Here is a 20,982-nt window from a genome sequence, read left to right as displayed (position 1 = left end):
TTATGTTTACTGCATCTATGTTGCCACTCTCATCGCAAACTCAGGCGGATTTAGCCCATTTTCAGTTGGCACAAAGCTATCTGCAAAAAATCCTGTTGTCATCCGTGTATGACATAGCGAAAGTGACGCCGCTTTCCAGCATGAACAAGTTATCAGCGCGTTTGGGTTGTCAGGTATTTTTGAAGCGCGAAGATATGCAACCAGTGCATTCCTTCAAGTTACGCGGTGCCTATAACCGTATCGCCCAGCTGACGAAAGAAGAATGCCAGCGCGGCGTGGTGTGCGCTTCGGCAGGCAATCATGCTCAGGGTGTGGCTATGTCAGCGGCGAGTCGCGGTGTGGATGCTGTGATTGTGATGCCTGAGACGACGCCCGATATTAAAGTCGATGCGGTGCGCCGTTTAGGTGGCAACGTGGTATTGCACGGCCAAGCCTTCGATCAAGCCAATGGCTTTGCGATGGCGATGGCCAAAGAAGAGGGCCGAGTCTATATCGCGCCCTTCGACGATGAAGCCGTGATCGCAGGCCAAGGCACTATCGCCCAAGAGATGTTGCAGCAGCAGCGCGATCTCGAAGTGGTATTTGTGCCCGTAGGCGGTGGCGGGCTCATCGCGGGGATCGCTGCCTATTACAAGGCGGTGATGCCGCAGGTGAAAATTGTCGGTGTCGAGCCAGAAGACGCGGCCTGTTTAAAGGCAGCGATGGAAGCGGGCGAGCCCGTGACGCTGGCGCAAGTCGGTTTATTTGCCGATGGCGTGGCGGTTAAACGTATCGGCACTGAGCCGTTTCGAGTCGCTAAACTCTATGTCGATGAAGTAGTGACTGTCACTTCGGATGAAATCTGCGCTGCGGTGAAAGATATCTTCGAAGACACCCGTGCGATCGCCGAACCCGCAGGGGCCTTGTCCTTAGCTGGGCTTAAAAAATATGTCAGCGCTAATGCCAGTGGTGATTGCGGCAATGGTGAAAAGGTCGCGGCGATTTTAAGTGGCGCGAATGTGAATTTTCACAGTCTGCGTTATGTGTCGGAGCGCTGCGAACTCGGCGAGCAAAAAGAAGCGGTACTGGCGGTGAAAGTCCCTGAGCGTCCGGGAAGTTTCTTAACATTCTGTGAGTTGCTCGATAAGCGGGTGATGACAGAGTTTAACTATCGTTTCAGTAGTCGTGATCTTGCCGTGGTGTTTGCCGGCATTCGTTTAAGCCGAGGCCAAGGTGAGCTAGAACAAATCATTGCCACCTTAGAGGCCAATGGTTTTGAAGTGCAGGATTTATCCGGTGATGAAACCGCGAAATTGCATGTGCGTTATATGGTCGGCGGTCATCCACCTGAGCCTTTAGAGGAGCGTTTATTTAGCTTCGAGTTCCCCGAGCATCCCGGTGCGCTGCTGAAGTTTTTAACTACCTTGCAGAGTAAATGGAACATTAGTCTGTTCCATTATCGCAACCACGGCGCGGCCTTTGGCCGAGTGCTGGCGGGGTTTGAAGTACCCGCGAGTGATGCTTTGCCGTTCCAACAGTTTTTAACTGAGTTGGGTTTTGTCTATCAAGAGGAAACTCAAAGTCCTGCCTATCAGCTGTTTTTAAATGCGGGTAACGGCAACAAGGCGTTACAACCTTAGCGCACCATGCGCGTGATAGTTATGTTAGTCATAACTAAGGCTAAAGGAGGAGCGCACAGGCGCTCCTTTTTGTGGTAGTTTTGTAGACTTAATACTCTAGCCGCCGATTAATACGTCACAGTTAAGTCGCTGACTTAATCCGCTGACGATTGGCTAACGAATAATAACTAGACTTCGACCTACACCTACACGCATTAAGGAGACATGATGTTACCAGCACCGCGTTTTACCGCTTTTAATCCTCCTCGCCGTATTTTAATGGGCCCTGGCCCGTCGGATGTTTATCCCGAAGTGCTTGCGGCACAGTCCAGACCTACAGTTGGCCACTTAGATCCGCTGTTTGTGGGCATGATGGATGAGCTTAAGAGCCTGATCCAATACGCTTTCCAAACTAAAAACGAAATGACCATGGCGGTATCAGCGCCGGGCAGTGCGGGCATGGAAACCTGTTTCGTTAACTTAGTCGAGCCGGGTGAGAAGGTGATTGTCTGTCGTAACGGTGTGTTTGGTGAGCGTATGCGCCAAAACGTCGAGCGTATGGGCGCTATTGCCGTGCTGGTGGACAATGAGTGGGGCACACCTGTTGATCCTGCAGCGGTTGAAGCTGCGCTGAAAGCCAATCCCGATGCCAAGTTTTTAGCCTTTGTGCACGCCGAAACCTCAACTGGCGCACTGTCCGATGCTAAGACCTTGTGCGCATTAGCCAAAACCTATGGTTGCTTGAGCATAGTTGATGCGGTCACTTCCCTTGGCGGCGTCGAATTAAGGGTCGATGAATGGGGCATAGATGCCATTTATTCTGGCAGCCAAAAGTGTCTCTCCTGTGTACCGGGTTTATCGCCTGTGTCTTTCTCGCCTGCTGCCGTCGAAAAACTCAAGAATCGCAAGACCCCAGTGCAAAGTTGGTTCCTCGATCAAAGCTTAGTGATGGCCTATTGGACCAGCGCGGGCGGCAAGCGTAGTTACCATCACACTGCGCCCGTTAATGCACTTTATGCACTGCATGAATCCCTGCGTATGTTAGCGGCCGAAGGTTTAGAAAATGCGTGGCAACGCCATCATGACATGCACTTAGTGCTGCGTGCTGGGCTGGAAAAGTTAGGGCTAAATTTTGTGGTTGCCGAAGATTCGCGTCTGCCACAACTTAACGCAGTTTACATCCCCGCTGGAGTCGATGATGCTGCGGTGCGGACTCGTTTGCTGAAGGATTATAACCTCGAAATCGGCGCCGGCCTTGGTGCCCTTGCGGGTAAAGCATGACGCATTGGCCTCATGGGTTTTGGTGCCCGTCGTGAAAATGTCGCCTTATGCCTCAAGGCATTAGAAGAGGTGTTGAACTAATATGCCAAGATTACGCCTTGCACTTTGCGGGCTAATGATCACTTTGCTCAGTGCCTGCTCGGTGAATAATACGAGCAATGTCTCCTGCGATTTTGTGCGCGGAACCAACAATAATCAAAGCATGCGCGATGCGAGCGGCCACGATACGGGCAGCGCCGATGAGCGGCAAAAAGATGTCGGTATCGGCTTCTTGAATGTCATCTTTGGCGGCATCAGCCGAGCACTTTTTTCCGATAAGTCATCGGATGGAAAGTGCGTGTAACGCAGTGAGTGTTAGTTGTCTTTGATATATTGAAAATCCCCGCAATGCGGGGGTTTTTGTGTATGCATACTGTTTTTGCTTAAGCACTGTCATTCCAGTGACACGCCATGAACTCATCCCTGAGGGCTCGACGGCGGCATCTGCTAGATTTATAACAAGACTAGAATGTCGCGAACACATGGATGTTAATGAGCGACCATGCCGCCAACGGTCACTTCCACGACAGTGCTTAATCCCGTTAAACCCTTGGTATACCTGATAGTCTGTTATTTATAATTATGCATTCCGATAATTTAATACCGAGAATTTAACAATGGGTGGCTCGTTAAGCTTTTTTGACTTGCGAGGGAATATTATTGCTGGCAACAGAGTAAAACGATGTTTAAAATAAATTCAAGTTTGCGCTAATGCTTTCTTAGGGACATTAAACTTTTAACCTATTACAGGGTAGTTATTATGAGTATAAATCCACAGGCATTTTTTATTGTGCAATCAGATCCTGATGGTAAGGGAATACCGTATTTTATGGATAAACATTGGACTCCTGAGCTACCTGACTATGAGTTTTATGACTCACCACCATGTGAGGGTGATTTTTTAAATGCTTATTCTCTTAAAGCAAAAACATATCAACTGAATGGTGATTATTTGGTTGATGAAAATTTAGTTTCTAATGAAATGTTATACTTGTGTGAAAAATTAAATGTTAAGTGTATTCGTATTCCTGTCGATATTAACCTGCATCGAGGAGTTCGGCCGCAGAAAAAGTACTTTTTATTTTTTCCACTAAGTTATTTGTCTATCTTAGATAAAGATGAGTCCACTTATACTATCTCGATTGACTTAGATTCTGGAAAATTGAACACGCAAGAGGAACGTGGGTTAAAGAAGACATATTATGAGTCTATAGATAAATTTAAAATAAAGAATAATATTCGTGAACATTTATTCTTTTGTAACGAGATAGCGGCTTCTGTATGTTCTATTCAGTTTAAAAACGAGTACGAGGCTCTTGGTTTAACGGGTGTGAGTTTTAAGGAAATAAATGATAATTATCAGTATTCTGCATGGAGCTGAGTGTATCATAAAATGAAAATATTGAAGCTAAGTACAAGGAGTGAATAATGGACTGGACTGAGTTAGAAGAAAAATGCTTTGAAATTACATACGATACAATCAAGATGTTATTGTTAGAAAATAAAGATGAGGCATTCTATGCGGTATCTCTTTACACTGACAGTAGTGCCATGTCAGCATCATTAAGTGCTAGCTCTGAGGGTAAGCTTAAAAGCATTCTCGTTGCTGAAGAAGATCAGAGCATAGAGTGTGAAAATTACTATAGATGGGCAGTATCTGAGTGGTTTTATGATGGATATAATGCGGGAGCCTTCTCTAAAATAAGTAAGATGCTTCGAGAGGACTCATCTCGAGAAATAAACTTTGCAAAGTTTAAAAATGAACTAATTAAGACATTATCAAATGTACTAATCAGAATAAAAAGAGAACTGCCTATTGAGCTAAATTCGACAGTGTGTTTTGTTTCAATTACTGACGACGATGAGTCTGAGGAAATAGAAAACTCTTCTGCAAAATTAATAAACGATGCCCCCCTTTTAATGGAATTTATTTTAAGATTTGACTAATTAACCGTACAGGTTTATCTATAAAAATAGAAAAATAATCTCTTTTTAAAAAAGATGAAAAAATATAGGACAAACGCATCTTTTCTTCATGGCGATTATTCTAAATCTTGATTCAAAAGATATGACTGCTGAGATGGTCACCTCTGTCTGGACTTCGGTTTGGGTAGTTCAGGCTATCAGAATGTACGGCAGTTTATGGGATTAAGCACTGGCATGTAAGTGACCGTTGGCGGCATGGCCGCTCATTCACATCCATGTGATCGCGACATTCGTATGTCCATATACAGCAGATGCAGCCGTCGAGCCCGCATGGATGACTTATTTTTAAACCAAAGTTGGCGCGTCACTGGAATGACAGTGCTAATCGCAACTCACTAAATATGCACAGGACAATCAGCCTTCGCTTTTTGCTAATTGACATATAATGTCATCCCGCTATTATGGCAGCACCTCAGATTACACGAACAAGATCCTATAAATGAAAAAGTTATTTATTATGCTGGCGATGATTTTTGCGGTTAGCTTAGTTACTAGCCCAGTCGTTGAAGCAAAAAAATTCGGCGGTAGTAAATCTATCGGCAAAAGCCATCAAACGGCTCCGGCTCAACCAGCGGCGACCAACACACCGACTACGGCGCCAGCGGGAGCACCGGGCAAAAAAGGTATGATGGGCGGCATGTTAGGCGGTTTATTAGCAGGTGGCTTATTGGCTGCGCTGTTTATGGGCGGTGGTTTTGAAAATATTCAAATCATGGATATTTTGATTATCGGTTTGCTGGCATTCGTGCTATTCAAAATCGTTCGTACTGTGATGGCCTCAAAAGCGGGGGCGCAGCCAAGACCGGCCTATGCAGGGGCGAGTCAGCCAAGTACTAATCTACAGCGCCAACAGACTGAACAAACAGGTTTTGCCACCAATGCAAACAGCGGCAGCAATGGCTTTGGCCAAGCGATAAGCGATGTGCCCTTTAATTTACCCGCGGGTTTTGATTTACCAAGCTTTTTGGAAGGCGCTCGTAGTCACTACAAAACCCTGCAATTGGCGTGGAATGAAAACGATTTAAGCAAAATCCAAGAGTATGTTTCTATTGATCTTTACAATGAACTCAGCAACCAACGTCGCGAGTTAGTTGGCGATCAGCACACAGAAGTGATGTTTTTGGATGCAGAACTTGTCCGCGCCACACACAATGCAAATCTTGCGGAAGTGAGTGTTAAATTTAGCGGCCGCTATTGCGATACCGTTGAAGGCGTAGAAGAGGACATTAAGGAAATCTGGCATTTAGAGCGTAACGTAACGCAAGCCAACTCACCTTGGTTAATTGTGGGTATCGAACAGTAATCAGCTCAGTGTTTAAAGCAGCCTTAATCTCTTAAGGCTGCTGTTTACATCCCCTTTCGTTTCAATCCAGCCTTACCCTAGCAGTTCAACGTCATCGATAGATTGAAAAAATCCGGCTGTCATCGCATTCACTATTGGCGGCAGCAAGACTTTGCTGATTATTTTAAAGTAGTTAATTAGTGCATCAATTGCTAAATAAAAAATCCCCGCCATTAGCGTGGATTTTGTTATTTTTTTCAAATGGTTACACAAATTGTCTGATGGCTATGGCGATAATCAGCACTGGGCAAACATACTTTACATATCTTGGCCAAATGCGCCAGAAAAGCCCTGTGCTATCGACACCTTCTTGCCCACGAATTGCCTTGAGCAGTTGGGTTTGGCGCCAAATCCAACCTAAGTAAACCGCAATACCGAGGGCGACCAGCGGCTGGGCGATTTGGGTGGTCAGCATTATAGTGAAACTAAATAGCGTCTCAAAAAATACCGCCAGTAATAAGGATAATGAGGTCAACAATAGGCCGATGATCAAGGTGGCGCGTTGACGGCTGAGTCCGAACTTTTGCATCACATAACTCGTCGGCACTTCGGCGATGGATATGGCCGAGGTTAAACCCGCGATGATCAGCAGAACAAAGAAAATCACGCTGATGATAAGGTTAGCCGTATCTCCTAAGGTGGAAAATAACGCGGGTAAGACAGTAAACACCAATGCATCCGAATCGAGTAACTTGCCCTCAGCATTAAAAATCTGCACGCCATTGTGCTGGGCCACATACATGGCTGGGATAATCAAGAAGGCGGCGAGAAAGGCGATGCCGCTGTCGGTAAAGGCAACCCAGACGGTCAGTTTAGCAATATTCTCTTTTGGGCTCAGATAACTGCCGTACACCATCATGGCACCTGTGCCTATGGTAAGGGAGAAGAAGGTTTGTCCGAGCGCGCTGATCAAGGTATCTGGCGCCAGCGCCTTGGTAAAGTTAGGCGTTAGTAGCGCGCTTATCCCTTCGCTCGCACCATTTAGGGTGAAGATATACGCCACGCCCGCGATCAGCATGATCAGTAATAACGGCATTAAGCGTTTCGACCATTTTTCTATGCCTTCTTGCACGCCTTGCAGTAATACCAGAAAAACCAGCGTGCTGAAGATCAGTGTAAACACCAGATTACGTGACAGCGAAAAATCCACTAGCCAAGCGGCGGTATCATTCGAGCCAAAGGCAGTGGCGATAGGCGCGATGGCAAAGCTGACAAACCAGCCGGAGAGAATGCTGTAGAAGGTATAAATCAATCCCGCTGTCACTATGGAAAGCAAACCTATGGTCTTGCCTAAACCGCGGGTGAGCGAGTTGAAGCCGAGTTTGCCCATGGCATCGGCGGGGTTGGTTTGCCCGTGGCGACCTATCATGAGTTCAGCCATCAGCATGGGAATGCCTAGGATGAAAATCAGCACTAGGTACACAAGTAGAAAGGCGCCGCCACCATGGGTGGCCGCTTGGGTGGGGAATCCCCAAATATTGCCGACGCCAACGGCGCTACCTGCGGCCGCCATGATAAAACCTAAGCGTGAGCTGAAGTGGTTAGTTGAACTTGTATTGGCCGATTGCATTGTGCCTCCCGTAAAAAGAAGGCGTATCTTAGGCGGATAAATTAGGATTTCAACGCAATTTTAGTGCGTTAAAATGGTGTTAATCTGCAATAATTTATCGGTTTTTGGCTGTAAGTTGATGTTGTGTGCCGCCTATCTGTTTTGTGCGAGATTTTATTGCTATCAGGTGCGACTGATGGTTGAGATTTGGTGAATCATTGCGATGATAAAAATTCATTGAATTGTGATCTTATGGTCAAAAAATACCGTATGGCAGATGTCTAATGGCTATTTTGTGCTATGACTGTTACTTGTGCCGCTGTCCTGTTTGCGGTCTTTACTGTGACTGTTGGGTGTTGGCTTATGCTTGAATGTTGACGTGTCCTAAGGGAATGGCCGTGTGGTCCTTAACCTTTTTGAGGACAAAGCTGGAATGCACCCCTGCGATATGCACGTTGGTCGTGAGTTTATCTAACAGGAAAGTGCGAAAGTGCGCCATATCTTGTACTAGCACTTTAAGTTGATAGTCGGCCTCTGAGCCCGTGATCAGCGCGCATTCTTGGACTTCTTCGTAGGCGAGTGCATTGGTTTCAAATTGATTGAGAATCGCCGGTGTATGTTTCTCCATTCGAACATGGATATACGCGGTCAAATGCAGGTTGAACTTATCCGCCGACAGACGCGTTGCATAATCGGCAATATAACCCGCTTCTTCTAAGGCTTTAACACGGCGCGAGCAAGGAGATGGCGATAGTCCGACTTTATTGGCCAGTTCGAGATTTGATAATCTGCCGTGGGTTTGCAGTAAGCGCAGAATCGTTAAATCGAGTTGATCGAGTTTGTAGGGGTGAGTGTCTGTCATCGAAAGCTTAGGGTTAACTGAGTCAGCCTCTAGTTTGCCAGTCTTAGCGGACTTTGCCAAAAATCTTGATCAAATGAAACATTTTAAGGTTGTGACAGTGATAACGGATAGAGATTTTGGGAGTCGCGCGGTTTGGAACTCCCGTTATTTACCGCTATTGTTATGATACTAATAAGAGTGAGACACTGTATGCGTTTGAGTTTGTTGCTAATCTGCTTATTCATATTACCGACTTATGCATTTTCTGCATCGTTAACCATTGGTAGCGCTCTAAATCGACCGCCTTATATTATCGAAGATGCTGAATCAGGGCTTGAGATCGATATTATTAAGGCCGCGTTTAAGGAAATGGGGCAGCCAGTCAACTTTAAATTCTACTCTCGTAAACGCCAAGTTTTATATTTCAATAAAGATCGATTAGATGCTGTGATGACGATGAACCCTGCAAATGGCGTTGATGGTTATTGGTCCAATGATTATGTTGAATATACCAATGTGGCGATCAGTTTGTCCGAACAACGCCTTGAAATAACACGTATTGCGGATCTTAAAAAGTACAGTGTCGCCGCTTTTGAAAATGCTCGCTTCTTACTTGGCACTGAGTTTAATGCCGTAGCGCAACAGACTATTTATCGTGAAGTCGATAGCCAATTAAGCCAGAACCGTATGTTGTACTTAGGTCGCATTAATACTGTGATTGCCGATCGTTATATATTCGCTCAACTGAATAAGTTCGTTGAGGATGATATTGATATCCAGCAAGCATTAAGCTACCACTTTATTTTCCCCCCAACATCCTATCGAATGGTGTTCCACAACTCAGTGGCGCGGGATACTTTCAATCAAGGGCTCGCTAGAATTAAGGCCAATGGGATTTATCAGGCCCTAGTGGCAAAATACTTAGGCAGTGCTTAGCAATGCCTAAGTATTTAACTTCATAGTGTTTGAAGCTGTCGTATTCGAGTCGACAGCCAAATCGAGACGCTGAATTAACAGCGTTAGCGCTCAGATCCTTTAGCAAACGCATGGGAGAGTGGACGCAACTTACTGACAAAGAACACGCTACATCCGCTGATGATGGCGGCTAAAAAGGTTGAAAACAGCACATCCTGCGGCCAATGCATGCCAAGCAGCATACGGCTTAATCCCATCAAAAATCCCCAGCTCCATAACGCCATGACTAAGCTAGGTAATCCAGCAAGTAGCAAATAGTAGCTGGCGGTAAGCACTAGCGTTACAGCAAAAATGGTATGTCCCGAAGGAAAAGAATAGCCGATTTCATCTTCCCAATGCTGATGGATCCGTGAGTCGAGTTTTAAGGCGGGTTCTGCAGCGATCAAGCCATCGAGTGCATTGGCAATTGTCTTAGAACGTGACTGTTTATCCAATTGATAAAAGGCATCGAGTGAAAGCGGTTCATGCTTAGGCAGTGCTTGTTCTGCTAGAAAAACGAGATTAGGTCTGGGTTCTTTAAAATAGGATTTGAGGGTGTGGCTTAAGCCTAAACTGATAACTTGGCTGAGGCTGATGGCAAAAAATAAACTTATAAAGAGTGGTTTAGGCATATGACGATAGGCGATCGCTAATACAAACAAGACTGTTGCGACGCCATAGGGCGCAGTGCCCGTCATGGTAATCCAATATAAGGTTTTGGCTAAGGTAGAGTGGAGATCGATCAGTGGAAACAGCTGATTCTGTGTCAGTAATAGTAAGCTCGGAATGGTTGCCAACAGTATCCAAGCTAAACCTAAACGGCGTAAAAGATAGACGCTATGGGTCAAAATATAAGCCTCTTCATAAAACGCCATAGGCTACAACGCGGCAATGGTTTTGCCAATAAAAAAATCCCGACAGCAAAAGATGGCGCTGTCGGGGGTCTTCAAGGGTGGATCGGTAGGGCGCTATTGCGCCGTGTTCTTAGGGTGATGCCTAGTCACGAACATCAAAATCAACAGTACGACTAACAGTAAACCTGAACCCATCAATAGGGCGTAATCTTCCAGTTGCAGTATCGAGTACAGCACGGCATATAAACTCACCAGCATAATGCCTACTAATGCACCGCGCTTAATACTTGCTGTGGCACTCCCTACATAAGCCGATACTGACAGCACGGGAATACAGGCGGCAATTAAATAGGCATGCAAGAAGGCTAGATGCTCAGATAGCGAGAGTAGTAGCAAATAGAACAAGGCCATGGCGCTGCCGACTAACACATATTGAATCGTGCTTAGGCTCGTTTTTTGTCCAATTTCGAAGATAAACAACATGATAAAAGTCAGCACGATAAACAGTAGGCCGTATTTTACCGAGCGATCAATCTTGCCGTAGTGAGTCACTGGTTCGAATAAAATCGCATTGGCCGACACTTCAGTGAGAGTCGATTGATTACTCTTAATAAACTCTTGTGGATAGTTACGGGTTAAGTGGCTGATATTCCAACTTGCAGTAAAGCCTTGCGCGTTGATGTCCCGTTCTGCGGGTAATAATCCCTTAAAGCTTGGATGCGGCCAGTCGGCGCGAATATTGATTAGCGTTTGCTCGCCTAGTGGCAATGCGCTGATAGACTGAGAGCCGCGTAGTGTCATGGCAAAATCCACACTAAAATCACTCGCTTCGCTGACTTGGATCTTTTGATTAAAGCCTTTTTCTAAACCGCCAGTGGTTAACCCCGTGCCCGACATCAGCGAGCCAGAGAGTAAGGTCGATTCACCGGTAATTTCAATTTTTTCCACTTTATCAATTGCTTGATTCGATGACACCCCAAAGACTAACCGGGCATTTTTGTTATCGAAGGCGATAAGGTTAGGAATATCATAACGGTTAAGGCTGAAGTCGGCCTGACCTTGTAGAGCTGCGTTATACACCAGCGATTGATAAATGCCACGGGTGCGAAAATCATGTTTTAGGTCTAAGTCGAGGGTGAGCTTTTTCGGTAGGATCACTAGCTCATCTTGATAGGTACGTTTCACTTCATGGCGAGTTTTACCGTCGTTACTGACTTCTTCTTGTAACACAAAATAGCTGTAAGGGATCACTAGCGCAGGACCTGAGAGGGTTTGCTGCTCACCCCATGAACGGCCGATTTCATCGACAACGCTGTGGTAAAGGGCTTGGCGATCAGAAGTCATATCCATAATGATCCCCAGCGGGATCAACGCGAGGATTGACAGTATGCCAATGGTTAAGGCTTTTAATAAGGTGGTGTTTTTTAATGCCGTTCCCTTTGCGGTGGCTACTGCCCACGGTTCTTGTGCTGACATATCGATTCCTTGACTTCGATTAAATTTTTTGAGGAGTGCTCGCACCACTAAATAGGCTGCGCTACCAAATAAGGCCAAACTAAGTAGGGTGAGTACCCAGAAAATAATGCTGAACATTGAATTTCATTCCCTATGAAATACGACCGAGACTTATCCGCTAAGATTGTGCAGAGTTAACTCGGTATCACGGCGGGTATTAAAACAGATTTTTTTACAAAAGTTGCGGGCAAGTTGCTGATCAATAGTGGCAAAATTATGGCGATTGCCGCTAAATCCATACTCATTATCCAAGTTTATGAATCTGATAGTGGGATGTCTTTGCCAAATTTTGGGTGTTTTTTCTCGTAGTCATTTTCTTTTTTAATATGTTTGAGCAGTGCTTCGAAGCTTTGTTTAAAGACGTCAAGTTCTGCGGAATAGACTACGGCATGGTGGGAAAACCAGTGGTGTTTTTCTCGATCACGGTTACTGTAATCGGGCCAAATACGCAGCTCATACTCATCACCCATGACGACAATGACATAGGCAATGGCGCCATTGCTAAAGATGATACATTGGGGCAGGTACACCAGCTCTTCGCCTTTAAATAACTCATACTCTATCGCTTCGGTGCGCCAACTCACTATCGGTAGCGGCGCCTCGATAGAGCAACCAATCGACTGATGCTGATTAAACAGTACCGCGTTAATGTCATCTATTGAAAAGGGCTGGTGATCGCCATTTTTAGCAGCAAGTGAATACAAGATATTCATCAAAAATGGCAGCTTAGTGCCATTACCCGTTTTGCGGCCGCAGAGTTGTGCTTGGCGATAGTAGATATTCATCATCAATCCTTAATGAAGAGCCTATGCCAGATAGGCTCTATTTCGAGTCGTGAAACTAACGGGTAGGTAAACCGATAGCCGTTAAGGTATAAATAGCTTATGTTATCCGAAGATACTGCCTAGTGAGTAGACTTGTGCGTACATTTCACAAACCTACTCGTTGAATAGTGTGCTAAATACTTTTATTTTCAGTTTGTTATGTTTTTTTGCTCTGGTTTGGTATTTGCTTGTCGTTGAATTTGGAGAATCGATGTCTAATCCCTTTTCACCTCGCGAGTGGCTGCAATTAAATATGCAGCAGCAAGGATTATTGCAACCATATACCTCAGTTACCGAGGCAATTTCACGTCTCAGTTATGTACAAATTGACTCTATCAACGTGGTTGAGCGAGCGCATCATCATGTGCTGCATAGTCGTATGCCAGAATATCAGCCAAAGATGCTCGATATGGCTTTAGCCAAAGGAGAGATTTTCGAATATTGGTCCCATGCGGCAGCTTATTTACCGATTGCCGATTACCGTTTTAGTTTGCAGCGTAAACAGCTGCTGCAAAATGGCGGTAAGCATTGGTTTGAGCCCGACGATAAAATAATGCAGGAAGTGCGGGCGCGAATCCTTGCAGAAGGGCCACTCAAGGCCAGTGATTTCGAACATAGTGAAGCTAAAAACGGTACCTGGTGGGATTGGAAGCCCGCGAAGAAAGCCCTAGAGCAGCTGTTTATGCGTGGTGAGTTGATGGTGGTGCGGCGGGAGAAATTTCAAAAGGTTTACGATCTTACCGCACGAGTGTTGCCACAAGATGTAAATGCCAAAGCACCGACAGATAGTGAGTTTACGCGCTATTTGATTGATCGTTATCTCGATGCCCACGCCTTCGGTACTGCGGCGCAAATGGCTTATTTACGCAAAGGTATGAAATCAGCAGTAGCCCAAGAGTTGGCAGAGCTGCTAGCTCACGGGCTATTAGCGTGTTTTAAGACGGCGGGCCAAAGCTACTTTTATCGCCCTTCATTACAGCTAAATGCACCATTACCTAATAAAGTGTGGCTGCTTAATCCCTTCGATAATTTATTGATCCAACGGCAAAGATTAAAGCAATGGTTTGATTTTGATTATCAAATTGAAGTCTATGTCCCAGCCGAAAAGCGTCAGTATGGTTATTATTCTTTAGCAATTCTGTGGCGCGACACTTTTGTTGGTCGCGTGGATGTTAAAGCCGATCGTCAAGCTAACCTATTGCTATTACAGCAATTGATTTTAGAAGAGGGCGTGATGGTGAATGGCTTAGATGAGGACTTCTGTGCGGCCTTTGATATCGCAGTCAGTGAATATGCTCGTTTCAATGGTTGTGACCGCTGGAAGTTAGTTAAGGCTAACCATAAAGGCCTTAAGCAAAAGTATGCTCGCCAACAAAAGCTTTAACTATTTGTCTCTTTAGTTGGAGCATCCATAAAGCGAAAGCAGCCATACAGTAAGATTAGATACAGCAGTGGCAACGCAGCAATGACTAAAGATGAAGAAGTCGCAGTACTATCGCTCGTAATGCGATAACAGGGAATATACACGGCGGGATAAACTAGGCTTCCCCATAGAAAACACTGATTCATCAATCGATAGATAAAAGCGGGTTTAATGCTTGATTGACTGGCCAATCCCATCAAACTGGCGAGAAGCACACCGGGATAAGTGAGTAGCGGCAGGCCACCAAGCAACAATAATCCCCAAAGAAGATAGTCCTGATAGTGTGTGCTGATTGTGACATCCATTGTAGCTTCATTCCTTGATTGTTCGACGCTAAAGCATTAAGTCTGTTTATGCTCTGGTTGCAGCGGTGGCTTTACTGCCAGCCCTTGCTGCATCTTAAGCCAAAAGCTTTGCTGACATAGATTGCTAAAGGATTTTTGCTGCGGCGAAATCGCAATATGAGCTGTTACAACCCGATAGCTGAGCCAATAATCTTCACAAACCATGTCTGACTCATAAACTTGTTTATCTTGCTCGCTTAGCTTGCTAATCACAACCCCGTTATCGAAGTGATAAAGCGTTATGGACTCACAAATCTCCACATTATCATCGTGATAGGTTTGCTGCTCGTTTGATTGGCTTACCACGTAGACAGGGCTTGGATAGCCTTCAATAGCAAGGATATAGCTGGCGAGTTGTTGCATTATTTCCCCAAGTGACTCAATGCTTGAAGTGTTAAAAACAAAAAAGCACAGCTGCGCTATCGCTAACTGTGCTCTTTCAAACATGCATGATAAGTTAGCCCGCCGCGTTGAGCTTTTTTTCTAACTCATTGACTTGAGCTTGTAGGGCTTCTAATTTTTCGCGGGTTTTCAGTAGTACATGTTGCTGCACATCAAATTCTTCACGGGAAACCATATCCAACTTGAGCAATTGATTTTGCAGTACTTGCTTACTGCGCTCTTCAAATTCACCGGCAAATTGCTTTAGACCGCTGGGCAAACTTTCGCTCAATTGTTTCGCCATTTCTTCGATTTTCTTTGGATTGATCATAATCTTGTCCGCCTCTTTACTGAATAGCTCGATTGTAACTCAGTACGTTAGCTTTCAAAAGTAAAGCAGACGCGTGAACACTTTAGTTGGCTGTTGTTGGGGTTTATATCACGGAGAAGCTTATCTACAGAGTTGAGTTCTGCTCAACCTAAGCGGGGATTTGTTAGCCTTAAAACTGTCGATTCTGCTATGATCCCATCCCTTTCTGTCGACTTGTTTGGATATTGCGCAAAGATGAAACTCAATCCCGCCCAAAACGATGCTGTTCATTATGTTTCAGGCCCTTGCCTAGTCTTGGCGGGTGCGGGTAGTGGTAAAACGCGCGTCATTATCAATAAAATCGCTTACTTGGTCGAAAAATGTGGCTATAAGGCGCGTAATATCGCGGCGGTGACCTTCACAAACAAGGCTGCCCGCGAGATGAAAGAGCGGGTCGCTCAGTCGATGGGCCGCAAGGAAGCCAGAGGTCTGTGGATTTCAACCTTCCACACTTTAGGGCTTGAGATCATTAAACGTGAGCATAAGGTCTTAGGCTTAAAGCCAGGCTTTTCGCTGTTTGATGATCAAGATACCTTGGCACTGCTCAAAGAGTTAACCCAAGACGAGTTGGATGAAGATAAAGATTTACTCAAAGCGCTCGCCAGTACGATTTCAAACTGGAAGGGTGGCTTAGTTATTCCCGAGCATGCACGCAAAATCGCTAAAGATGAGCAACAGCACTTATTTGCTATGTTGTATCAGCGTTATGCTCAACATATGAAAGCCTATAACGCTTTAGATTTTGACGATTTGATTCTGATGCCAACCTTATTGTTACGCCACCATGAAGAAGTGCGTACGCGCTGGCAAACCAAGATCCAATATTTGCTGGTGGACGAATATCAAGATACCAATACCAGCCAATATGAAATGGTAAAGCTGTTAGTGGGTGAGCGGGCGCGCTTTACTGTGGTGGGGGACGACGATCAGTCTATCTATTCATGGCGCGGTGCTAAGCCACAAAACCTCGTGTTATTGGGTAAAGATTTTCCGCAGCTTAAGCTGATTAAACTGGAGCAGAACTACCGTTCTAGCCAGCGGATCCTACGGGCTGCGAACATTCTTATCGCGAATAATCCCCATGTTTATGATAAAGCCCTGTTTAGCGAGCTTGCCTATGGTGAGCCGTTGCGGGTGCTGTTTGCCGCCAATGAGGAGCAAGAGGCTGAACGTGTTGTTGCCGAAATTGTGCGTCACAAGTTTGTCGGCCGTACTCAGTTTGGCGATTATGCGATTTTGTATCGGGGCAATCATCAATCACGGTTGCTCGAACGCGCACTGATGACGAACCGTATTCCTTATAAATTGAGTGGTGGTACGTCATTTTTTGCTCGTGCTGAAATTAAAGACATCATGGGCTATCTAAAGCTCGTGGTGAATCCCGATGACGATAATGCTTTCCTGCGCATCGTTAATTTGCCTAAACGTGGCATAGGTCCATCAACCTTAGAGCGTTTAGGTAATTTTGCCAACGAGAAGCATATTTCTATGTTTGCGGCGATTTTTGAGCCTGAACTGAATCATCATTTACCGCCTGCGGCTATGTCATCTTTATATCAATTTGGTCGTTTTATCGTGGAGACTGGGGATCATGCTGAACGTGGTGAACCCGTCGAGGCGGTGAAGCATTTGATCCGTAAGATCAATTATGAAGATTACTTATACGAAACCAGCACCAGTGCCAAGGCCGCTGAAATGCGGATGAAGAATATCTCAGAGCTTTACCGTTGGGTGACTGAGATGCTCGCGGGTGATGAGTTAGATGAAGCTATGACTCTACCAGAGGTGGTGACTCGATTGACGCTCAGGGACATGATGGAGCGTAATAGTGAGGATGAAGGGGGTGATCAGGTGCAGTTGATGACCTTGCATGCTTCTAAGGGCTTAGAGTTTCCCTTCGTGTTTATGGTTGGAGTAGAAGAGCGTATCTTGCCCCATCAAACCAGCATAGACGAAGATAACGTCGATGAGGAGCGTCGGTTGGCATATGTGGGTATCACTCGAGCTCAACGAGAGCTTTGGTTCACCCTCTGCCGCGAAAGGCGCCAATTTGGTGAAACCATGCGTTGTGAGCCAAGCCGTTTCTTACTTGAGTTACCTCAAGATGATGTGGTGTGGGAAAACCGTAAGCCACAACAAACGGAGCAGGAGCGGATGCAAACGGGGCGGGCAAATATTTCTAGCTTAAGAGACATGTTTAAAAAATAGCGAGCGGTTTCGCTTACTATTCTTTTAAATCAGCTACTTATTGTTTACTAGGCATATTCGAGCTGAGCACAGATCTGTGGTTGGGTTTCACATAAGGTAAAAGTGTTGGCTAAAGCAGTCCCCTGACCCAGTTGATAACCCAGTTCACTGAAGATACGTTTTTGTTCAGGGTTATCAATGCCATCGACAAAGGTTTGCAGTTCTAAGGTTGATGCCGTTTTTTGATAGGCAGACATTAACTTAAGCTGTTGCTCGCCTTGTATTTGTTTGGTGAGGTTGGCATCGAGTTTTAAGCCTTTTATCGGCAGAAACAATAAGCTATTTAAGGCACTATAGCCGCTACCGTATTGGCTGATGCCGAGTTTTACCCCGAGTTTCTGCAACAATTCAAAGCCATTGATATGATTTTCAGTTTCTTGCACTAGGGCTTTTTCATTGAAGAATAACCACAAATGGCTCAGGTTTAACTGGGTTTGCTTGAGAGTGTTTTTCAAACTGCGCAGTACATGCTTATGCTTGAGATGTTGGCTCGAAAGCATGACATGTAATTCAACAGATTCATCATGTTGTTTGAGGAGTTGGGGATAGCTGCTATCTATGATGCTGATCGTATATTTATCGAGCTCAACGGTAAGGTGTGACTGTTCAGCAAGCGTGCTAAGTTGTTCCTGCTGTAAGAGCCCACGCTGCGGATGTTGCCAGAACAGGCGGCTTTCTAATGCATGCACTTGACCTGTTTTAAAATTGACTACTGGTAAGTAACTAAGCTGGATTTCAGCATGGTGTAATGCATGTCTAAATTCAGTTTCTAACTCGACATCCTGCATGGCCTGATGTTGGGCGTTATCATCAAAAATAACATAGCAGCCTTTACCATTGGCTTTCGCCTGATACATGGCAGTATCTGCATTACGTAACATAGATTCACTGGTATCGATTCTGTGTTTGCCACTGATGGTGATACCGATGCTGGCTCCAGAACTAAATTCCATTGTGCCAAGTCGATAGGGCTGGGATATTTTTTGGATCACTCTTTCTGATATATCTTTCGCGTCGTTGATGTTGTTAATGCTATCGAGCAGTATCACAAACTCATCGCCACCGAGTCGGGCTAAGGTGTCGTTATCACGAATGCAGGACTTGAGTCGGCTTGCCGTCTCAATTAAGAATTTATCACCCTCTAGGTGTCCCATAGTGTCGTTAATCTGTTTGAAGCGGTCGAGGTCGATAAACAATAGGGCAAACTGTTCTAAGCTATGGCGACGAACATGCTTGATCGCTTGAGATAGACGCTCCATAAACATAGCGCGATTAGGCAGGCCTGTAAGTGCATCATGTTTGGCATCGTGAACTAGCTTGGCTTCCATACTACGGCGTTGTTGAATTTCTTTCTCAAGACTTTTATTCAGTTCGGCTAACGCTTTGGTACGATCAATAACCTTTTCTTCTAGCTCTTCATAACTGCGTTGTAAGGACTCTGCGGACAGCTTTTTCTCGATAGCCGAGCCTATATGTTGTGATACAAATGTCAGTAATTCTAAGTCTTTAACTTGGTAATTCTGTGTCATGCTAAAACTGTAAATCGTTAACGCACCACGAACTTGATCATGGATAAAAAGCGGGATTCCGATCCACTGATGCATGGTTTGAGTATGATTTAACGCTGGCGCTTTGGAATATAGCTCACCAGAGGCAATTAATGCATTGATACTGTTTTGATCTAGCAATAGTGGGCGCTTATGTTTGAGTACATATTCGGTTAAGCCGTCTTGTAGCGGCCGAGTGCCTGGGTGCTTATTGGCTAATTGCGAGACATAAAAAGGAAACGTGAGGTGGGTTTCTGTGTCGTCTAATAGGGCGATATAGCAGTTATTGGCCGGAATTAAATGTCGAATAACATTATGCAATTGGGTATAAAAGTCTGGGTTGTCTGCACTGGAACTTGCTAGCTCGGCGATTTCGAACAGTGATTTTTGTAAGCGTTCAGCTCTACGCCGTTCATAGACTTCTAGTTTTAACTTATCGTAGGCTTGGCTGAGTTCTTTTGTTCTTTGCTGGATAGCTTGTTCTAATTGTTCTTGATGTTTTAGTCGTTCCATGACCCCAGCAATATGGTGACAAATGAACGTCATTAACTCGAGTTCGATTTCACCATAACTGATGTTTGTGTCATAGGTTTGCACCACTAACACACCCGTTACTATGTCATCTTGTTTGATGGGCACGCCCAGCCACAGATGACAGGGAGAACCTAAATTAACAATTTCTCCAGCGGCAATCAGTTCATTGACTGTGTCATTGTTACACAACAAAGCTTTCCCAGTTCTGAGTACGTAGCCTGTTAATCCTTGCTGTAATAATGTAGATAGTGATTGTTCAGGATAAAGCTCTGCTGGATGGGCATCTTTCTCATCAGCGAAAAAGGGGATGGCGAGTTCACCTGTGTGAGTATCCAGGGTTGAAATAAAAAAATTATCAGCGGGAATCAGCTGTTTTAGATGGCTATGTACGCCGACATAGAATTCTTCGAGTGAAGAAGCATGAGTCGCAATATTGGATATTTCGAGTAATGCGTTTTGAATGATCTCAGCATGCTTATATTTATGCGCTAATTGTTTTAAGCGAATAATTTTTTTGCGTAAGCGTTCAGTTTCACTCACACGCGGCTGGCCAGTTTCATCTTCATCCTTAAACATGATACTCACTAGTTAAATATATGTTTGCTTTTACCAAAGTCTATAATTAGCATGAAATACTGTAACATCCAAGTCATATTTTGGCTGCATTCCGCTTTAAAAGTCAGCTAATGTGATAAAACTTGAGCAGTCAGTAAAAAAAGTGCAAAACAGCTATAGACTCAAAGGGGATTTGACCCTAGTATATGCGGCGCTAACCAAGGCGAGCGCCCATAGCTCAGCTGGATAGAGCGCACCCCTCCGGAGGGTGAGGCCGAAGGTTCGAATCCTTTTGGGCGCACCACTTCCGAACAGAGTTGTGAGCTTTAAGGTTAGCAAAGTAAGTGAAAATCAGTGGTGATTGTAGCTCAGTTGGTAGAGTCCCGGATTGTGATTCCGGTTGTCGTGGGTTCGAGCCCCATCAGTCACCCCATTCATTTACTTTGATATAAAGATTTTCATTCTCGGTGATTAGCGCAGTCCGGTAGCGCATCTGGTTTGGGACCAGAGGGTCAGAGGTTCGAATCCTCTATCACCGACCAAATTCTTCGCGTGACTAGCGAGCTTAATGTAAGTTAAGTAAATAGTTAATGTTTTAAGGTGATAAGCGCAGTCCTATAACGCATCCAGATGTTTTGGATGAAAGTGGACGAGAGGGTGAACCCTCTAAGCGTATGTAAACAATAGTACAAAATTTACGGTGATTAGCGCAGTCCGGTAGCGCATCTGGTTTGGGACCAGAGGGTCAGAGGTTCGAATCCTCTATCACCGACCAAATAAGTAGAAAAGCCTCAGCAT

The 20,982-nt window shown here is 45.0% G+C and carries 17 protein-coding genes, 4 tRNA genes and 1 pseudogene; 13 read left to right on the top strand and 9 right to left on the bottom strand.

Annotated elements, in window-relative coordinates:
* Positions 1-17: 17 nt before the first annotated feature.
* The 6 genes and pseudogenes from ilvA (at position 18) to L5M49_RS10365 (ending at position 6,207) form a co-directional block, all read left to right on the top strand.
* On the top strand, positions 18-1,619 hold the full coding sequence (gene ilvA, locus L5M49_RS10390) for a threonine ammonia-lyase, biosynthetic (RefSeq protein WP_263147684.1): 1,602 nt from the start codon (positions 18-20) through the stop codon (positions 1,617-1,619).
* A 207-nt stretch (positions 1,620-1,826) separates the two neighbouring features.
* Positions 1,827-2,960 (top strand): annotated as a pseudogene (locus L5M49_RS10385) (pyridoxal-phosphate-dependent aminotransferase family protein).
* Position 2,961: 1 nt separating this feature from the next.
* Positions 2,962-3,222, top strand: a complete 261-nt coding sequence (locus L5M49_RS10380) for a hypothetical protein (RefSeq protein ID WP_263265995.1) — start codon at positions 2,962-2,964, stop codon at positions 3,220-3,222.
* Positions 3,223-3,678: 456 nt separating this feature from the next.
* Positions 3,679-4,299 carry an imm11 family protein gene (locus tag L5M49_RS10375; RefSeq protein ID WP_131526149.1) on the top strand — a complete coding sequence of 207 codons (621 nt, stop codon included), beginning with the start codon at positions 3,679-3,681 and terminating at the stop codon, positions 4,297-4,299.
* Positions 4,300-4,346: 47 nt separating this feature from the next.
* Complete coding sequence (locus tag L5M49_RS10370; RefSeq protein WP_263265994.1) at positions 4,347-4,865, top strand: DUF4303 domain-containing protein; 519 nt, start codon at positions 4,347-4,349, stop codon at positions 4,863-4,865.
* A gap of 478 nt (positions 4,866-5,343) precedes the next feature.
* Entirely contained in the window at positions 5,344-6,207 is an 864-nt protein-coding gene (locus L5M49_RS10365) for a Tim44 domain-containing protein (protein WP_263147544.1), read from the top strand.
* A 244-nt stretch (positions 6,208-6,451) separates the two neighbouring features.
* Here the strand turns inward: L5M49_RS10365 and L5M49_RS10360 are convergent, their stop codons facing one another.
* Together L5M49_RS10360 and L5M49_RS10355 are read right to left on the bottom strand one after the other, a co-directional pair.
* The gene (locus tag L5M49_RS10360) at positions 6,452-7,816 is read right to left on the bottom strand and encodes a sodium-dependent transporter (protein ID WP_263265993.1); all 1,365 of its coding nucleotides are present in this window, start codon (positions 7,814-7,816) and stop codon (positions 6,452-6,454) included.
* A 340-nt stretch (positions 7,817-8,156) separates the two neighbouring features.
* Positions 8,157-8,657: an Lrp/AsnC family transcriptional regulator gene (locus L5M49_RS10355; RefSeq protein ID WP_105253008.1), complete on the bottom strand. Its 501-nt coding sequence runs from the start codon at positions 8,655-8,657 to the stop codon at positions 8,157-8,159.
* Between the two features lie 189 nt (positions 8,658-8,846).
* Between L5M49_RS10355 and L5M49_RS10350 the strand changes: the two genes are divergently transcribed.
* Positions 8,847-9,572 carry a substrate-binding periplasmic protein gene (locus tag L5M49_RS10350; protein WP_263265992.1) on the top strand — a complete coding sequence of 242 codons (726 nt, stop codon included), beginning with the start codon at positions 8,847-8,849 and terminating at the stop codon, positions 9,570-9,572.
* Between the two features lie 83 nt (positions 9,573-9,655).
* Here L5M49_RS10350 and L5M49_RS10345 read toward each other — a convergent pair whose 3' ends face one another.
* The 3 genes from L5M49_RS10345 to L5M49_RS10335 form a co-directional block, all read right to left on the bottom strand.
* Positions 9,656-10,465, bottom strand: coding sequence for a phosphatase PAP2 family protein (locus L5M49_RS10345; protein ID WP_173496175.1), 810 nt, complete (start codon positions 10,463-10,465; stop codon positions 9,656-9,658).
* A 93-nt stretch (positions 10,466-10,558) separates the two neighbouring features.
* A complete protein-coding gene (creD, locus tag L5M49_RS10340; RefSeq protein WP_263163982.1) occupies positions 10,559-12,037 on the bottom strand; it encodes a cell envelope integrity protein CreD in 1,479 nt (492 codons plus the stop codon).
* Positions 12,038-12,213: 176 nt separating this feature from the next.
* Positions 12,214-12,744, bottom strand: coding sequence for a hypothetical protein (locus L5M49_RS10335; protein WP_263265991.1), 531 nt, complete (start codon positions 12,742-12,744; stop codon positions 12,214-12,216).
* A 250-nt stretch (positions 12,745-12,994) separates the two neighbouring features.
* Here L5M49_RS10335 and L5M49_RS10330 point away from each other — a divergent pair, with 250 nt between their 5' ends.
* Positions 12,995-14,167, top strand: a complete 1,173-nt coding sequence (locus tag L5M49_RS10330; RefSeq protein ID WP_263265990.1) for a winged helix-turn-helix domain-containing protein — start codon at positions 12,995-12,997, stop codon at positions 14,165-14,167.
* Here L5M49_RS10330 and L5M49_RS10325 read toward each other — a convergent pair.
* The 3 genes from L5M49_RS10325 to ubiK all read right to left on the bottom strand — a co-directional run bounded on the left by L5M49_RS10325 (position 14,164) and on the right by ubiK (position 15,262).
* A complete protein-coding gene (locus tag L5M49_RS10325) occupies positions 14,164-14,511 on the bottom strand; it encodes a hypothetical protein (RefSeq protein WP_173496177.1) in 348 nt (115 codons plus the stop codon). The genes L5M49_RS10330 and L5M49_RS10325 overlap by 4 nt on opposite strands.
* Positions 14,512-14,547: 36 nt before the next feature.
* Positions 14,548-14,913 carry a hypothetical protein gene (locus L5M49_RS10320; RefSeq protein WP_263207577.1) on the bottom strand — a complete coding sequence of 122 codons (366 nt, stop codon included), beginning with the start codon at positions 14,911-14,913 and terminating at the stop codon, positions 14,548-14,550.
* A 94-nt stretch (positions 14,914-15,007) separates the two neighbouring features.
* On the bottom strand, positions 15,008-15,262 hold the full coding sequence (ubiK, locus tag L5M49_RS10315; RefSeq protein ID WP_006083441.1) for a ubiquinone biosynthesis accessory factor UbiK: 255 nt from the start codon (positions 15,260-15,262) through the stop codon (positions 15,008-15,010).
* 234 nt (positions 15,263-15,496) lie between these two features.
* On the opposite strand from ubiK, the gene rep reads away from it, so the two are divergent.
* On the top strand, positions 15,497-17,509 hold the full coding sequence (gene rep / locus L5M49_RS10310) for a DNA helicase Rep (protein ID WP_263201272.1): 2,013 nt from the start codon (positions 15,497-15,499) through the stop codon (positions 17,507-17,509).
* Between the two features lie 47 nt (positions 17,510-17,556).
* Here rep and L5M49_RS10305 read toward each other — a convergent pair whose 3' ends face one another.
* Positions 17,557-20,205, bottom strand: a complete 2,649-nt coding sequence (locus L5M49_RS10305) for a diguanylate cyclase domain-containing protein (protein WP_263265989.1) — start codon at positions 20,203-20,205, stop codon at positions 17,557-17,559.
* A gap of 206 nt (positions 20,206-20,411) precedes the next feature.
* Here L5M49_RS10305 and L5M49_RS10300 point away from each other — a divergent pair.
* From L5M49_RS10300 to L5M49_RS10285, 4 genes are all read left to right on the top strand, one after another.
* Positions 20,412-20,488 (top strand) — tRNA-Arg (locus L5M49_RS10300).
* A 53-nt stretch (positions 20,489-20,541) separates the two neighbouring features.
* Positions 20,542-20,617 (top strand) — tRNA-His (locus L5M49_RS10295).
* 32 nt (positions 20,618-20,649) lie between these two features.
* Positions 20,650-20,726: transfer RNA gene (locus L5M49_RS10290), tRNA-Pro, on the top strand.
* 156 nt (positions 20,727-20,882) lie between these two features.
* A tRNA-Pro gene (locus L5M49_RS10285) sits at positions 20,883-20,959 on the top strand.
* The last annotated feature ends 23 nt before the right edge of the window (positions 20,960-20,982 follow it).

Source organism: Shewanella sp. SM74 (assembly GCF_025653725.1).
Lineage (GTDB): Bacteria > Pseudomonadota > Gammaproteobacteria > Enterobacterales > Shewanellaceae > Shewanella > Shewanella oncorhynchi.
This window is presented reverse-complemented; position numbering and strand designations above follow the sequence as displayed.

What these genes read in the sequence shown, in the direction of transcription:
- ilvA (WP_263147684.1), top strand. Translation starts at nt 18, where the DNA reads ATGTTGCCACTCTCATCGCAAACTCAGGCGGATTTAGCCCATTTTCAG.
- L5M49_RS10380 (WP_263265995.1), top strand. Translation starts at nt 2,962, where the DNA reads ATGCCAAGATTACGCCTTGCACTTTGCGGGCTAATGATCACTTTGCTC.
- L5M49_RS10375 (WP_131526149.1), top strand. Translation starts at nt 3,679, where the DNA reads ATGAGTATAAATCCACAGGCATTTTTTATTGTGCAATCAGATCCTGAT.
- L5M49_RS10370 (WP_263265994.1), top strand. Translation starts at nt 4,347, where the DNA reads ATGGACTGGACTGAGTTAGAAGAAAAATGCTTTGAAATTACATACGAT.
- L5M49_RS10365 (WP_263147544.1), top strand. Translation starts at nt 5,344, where the DNA reads ATGAAAAAGTTATTTATTATGCTGGCGATGATTTTTGCGGTTAGCTTA.
- L5M49_RS10360 (WP_263265993.1), bottom strand. Translation starts at nt 7,816, where the DNA reads ATGCAATCGGCCAATACAAGTTCAACTAACCACTTCAGCTCACGCTTA.
- L5M49_RS10355 (WP_105253008.1), bottom strand. Translation starts at nt 8,657, where the DNA reads ATGACAGACACTCACCCCTACAAACTCGATCAACTCGATTTAACGATT.
- L5M49_RS10350 (WP_263265992.1), top strand. Translation starts at nt 8,847, where the DNA reads ATGCGTTTGAGTTTGTTGCTAATCTGCTTATTCATATTACCGACTTAT.
- L5M49_RS10345 (WP_173496175.1), bottom strand. Translation starts at nt 10,465, where the DNA reads ATGGCGTTTTATGAAGAGGCTTATATTTTGACCCATAGCGTCTATCTT.
- creD (WP_263163982.1), bottom strand. Translation starts at nt 12,037, where the DNA reads ATGTTCAGCATTATTTTCTGGGTACTCACCCTACTTAGTTTGGCCTTA.
- L5M49_RS10335 (WP_263265991.1), bottom strand. Translation starts at nt 12,744, where the DNA reads ATGAATATCTACTATCGCCAAGCACAACTCTGCGGCCGCAAAACGGGT.
- L5M49_RS10330 (WP_263265990.1), top strand. Translation starts at nt 12,995, where the DNA reads ATGTCTAATCCCTTTTCACCTCGCGAGTGGCTGCAATTAAATATGCAG.
- L5M49_RS10325 (WP_173496177.1), bottom strand. Translation starts at nt 14,511, where the DNA reads ATGGATGTCACAATCAGCACACACTATCAGGACTATCTTCTTTGGGGA.
- L5M49_RS10320 (WP_263207577.1), bottom strand. Translation starts at nt 14,913, where the DNA reads ATGCAACAACTCGCCAGCTATATCCTTGCTATTGAAGGCTATCCAAGC.
- ubiK (WP_006083441.1), bottom strand. Translation starts at nt 15,262, where the DNA reads ATGATCAATCCAAAGAAAATCGAAGAAATGGCGAAACAATTGAGCGAA.
- rep (WP_263201272.1), top strand. Translation starts at nt 15,497, where the DNA reads ATGAAACTCAATCCCGCCCAAAACGATGCTGTTCATTATGTTTCAGGC.
- L5M49_RS10305 (WP_263265989.1), bottom strand. Translation starts at nt 20,205, where the DNA reads ATGTTTAAGGATGAAGATGAAACTGGCCAGCCGCGTGTGAGTGAAACT.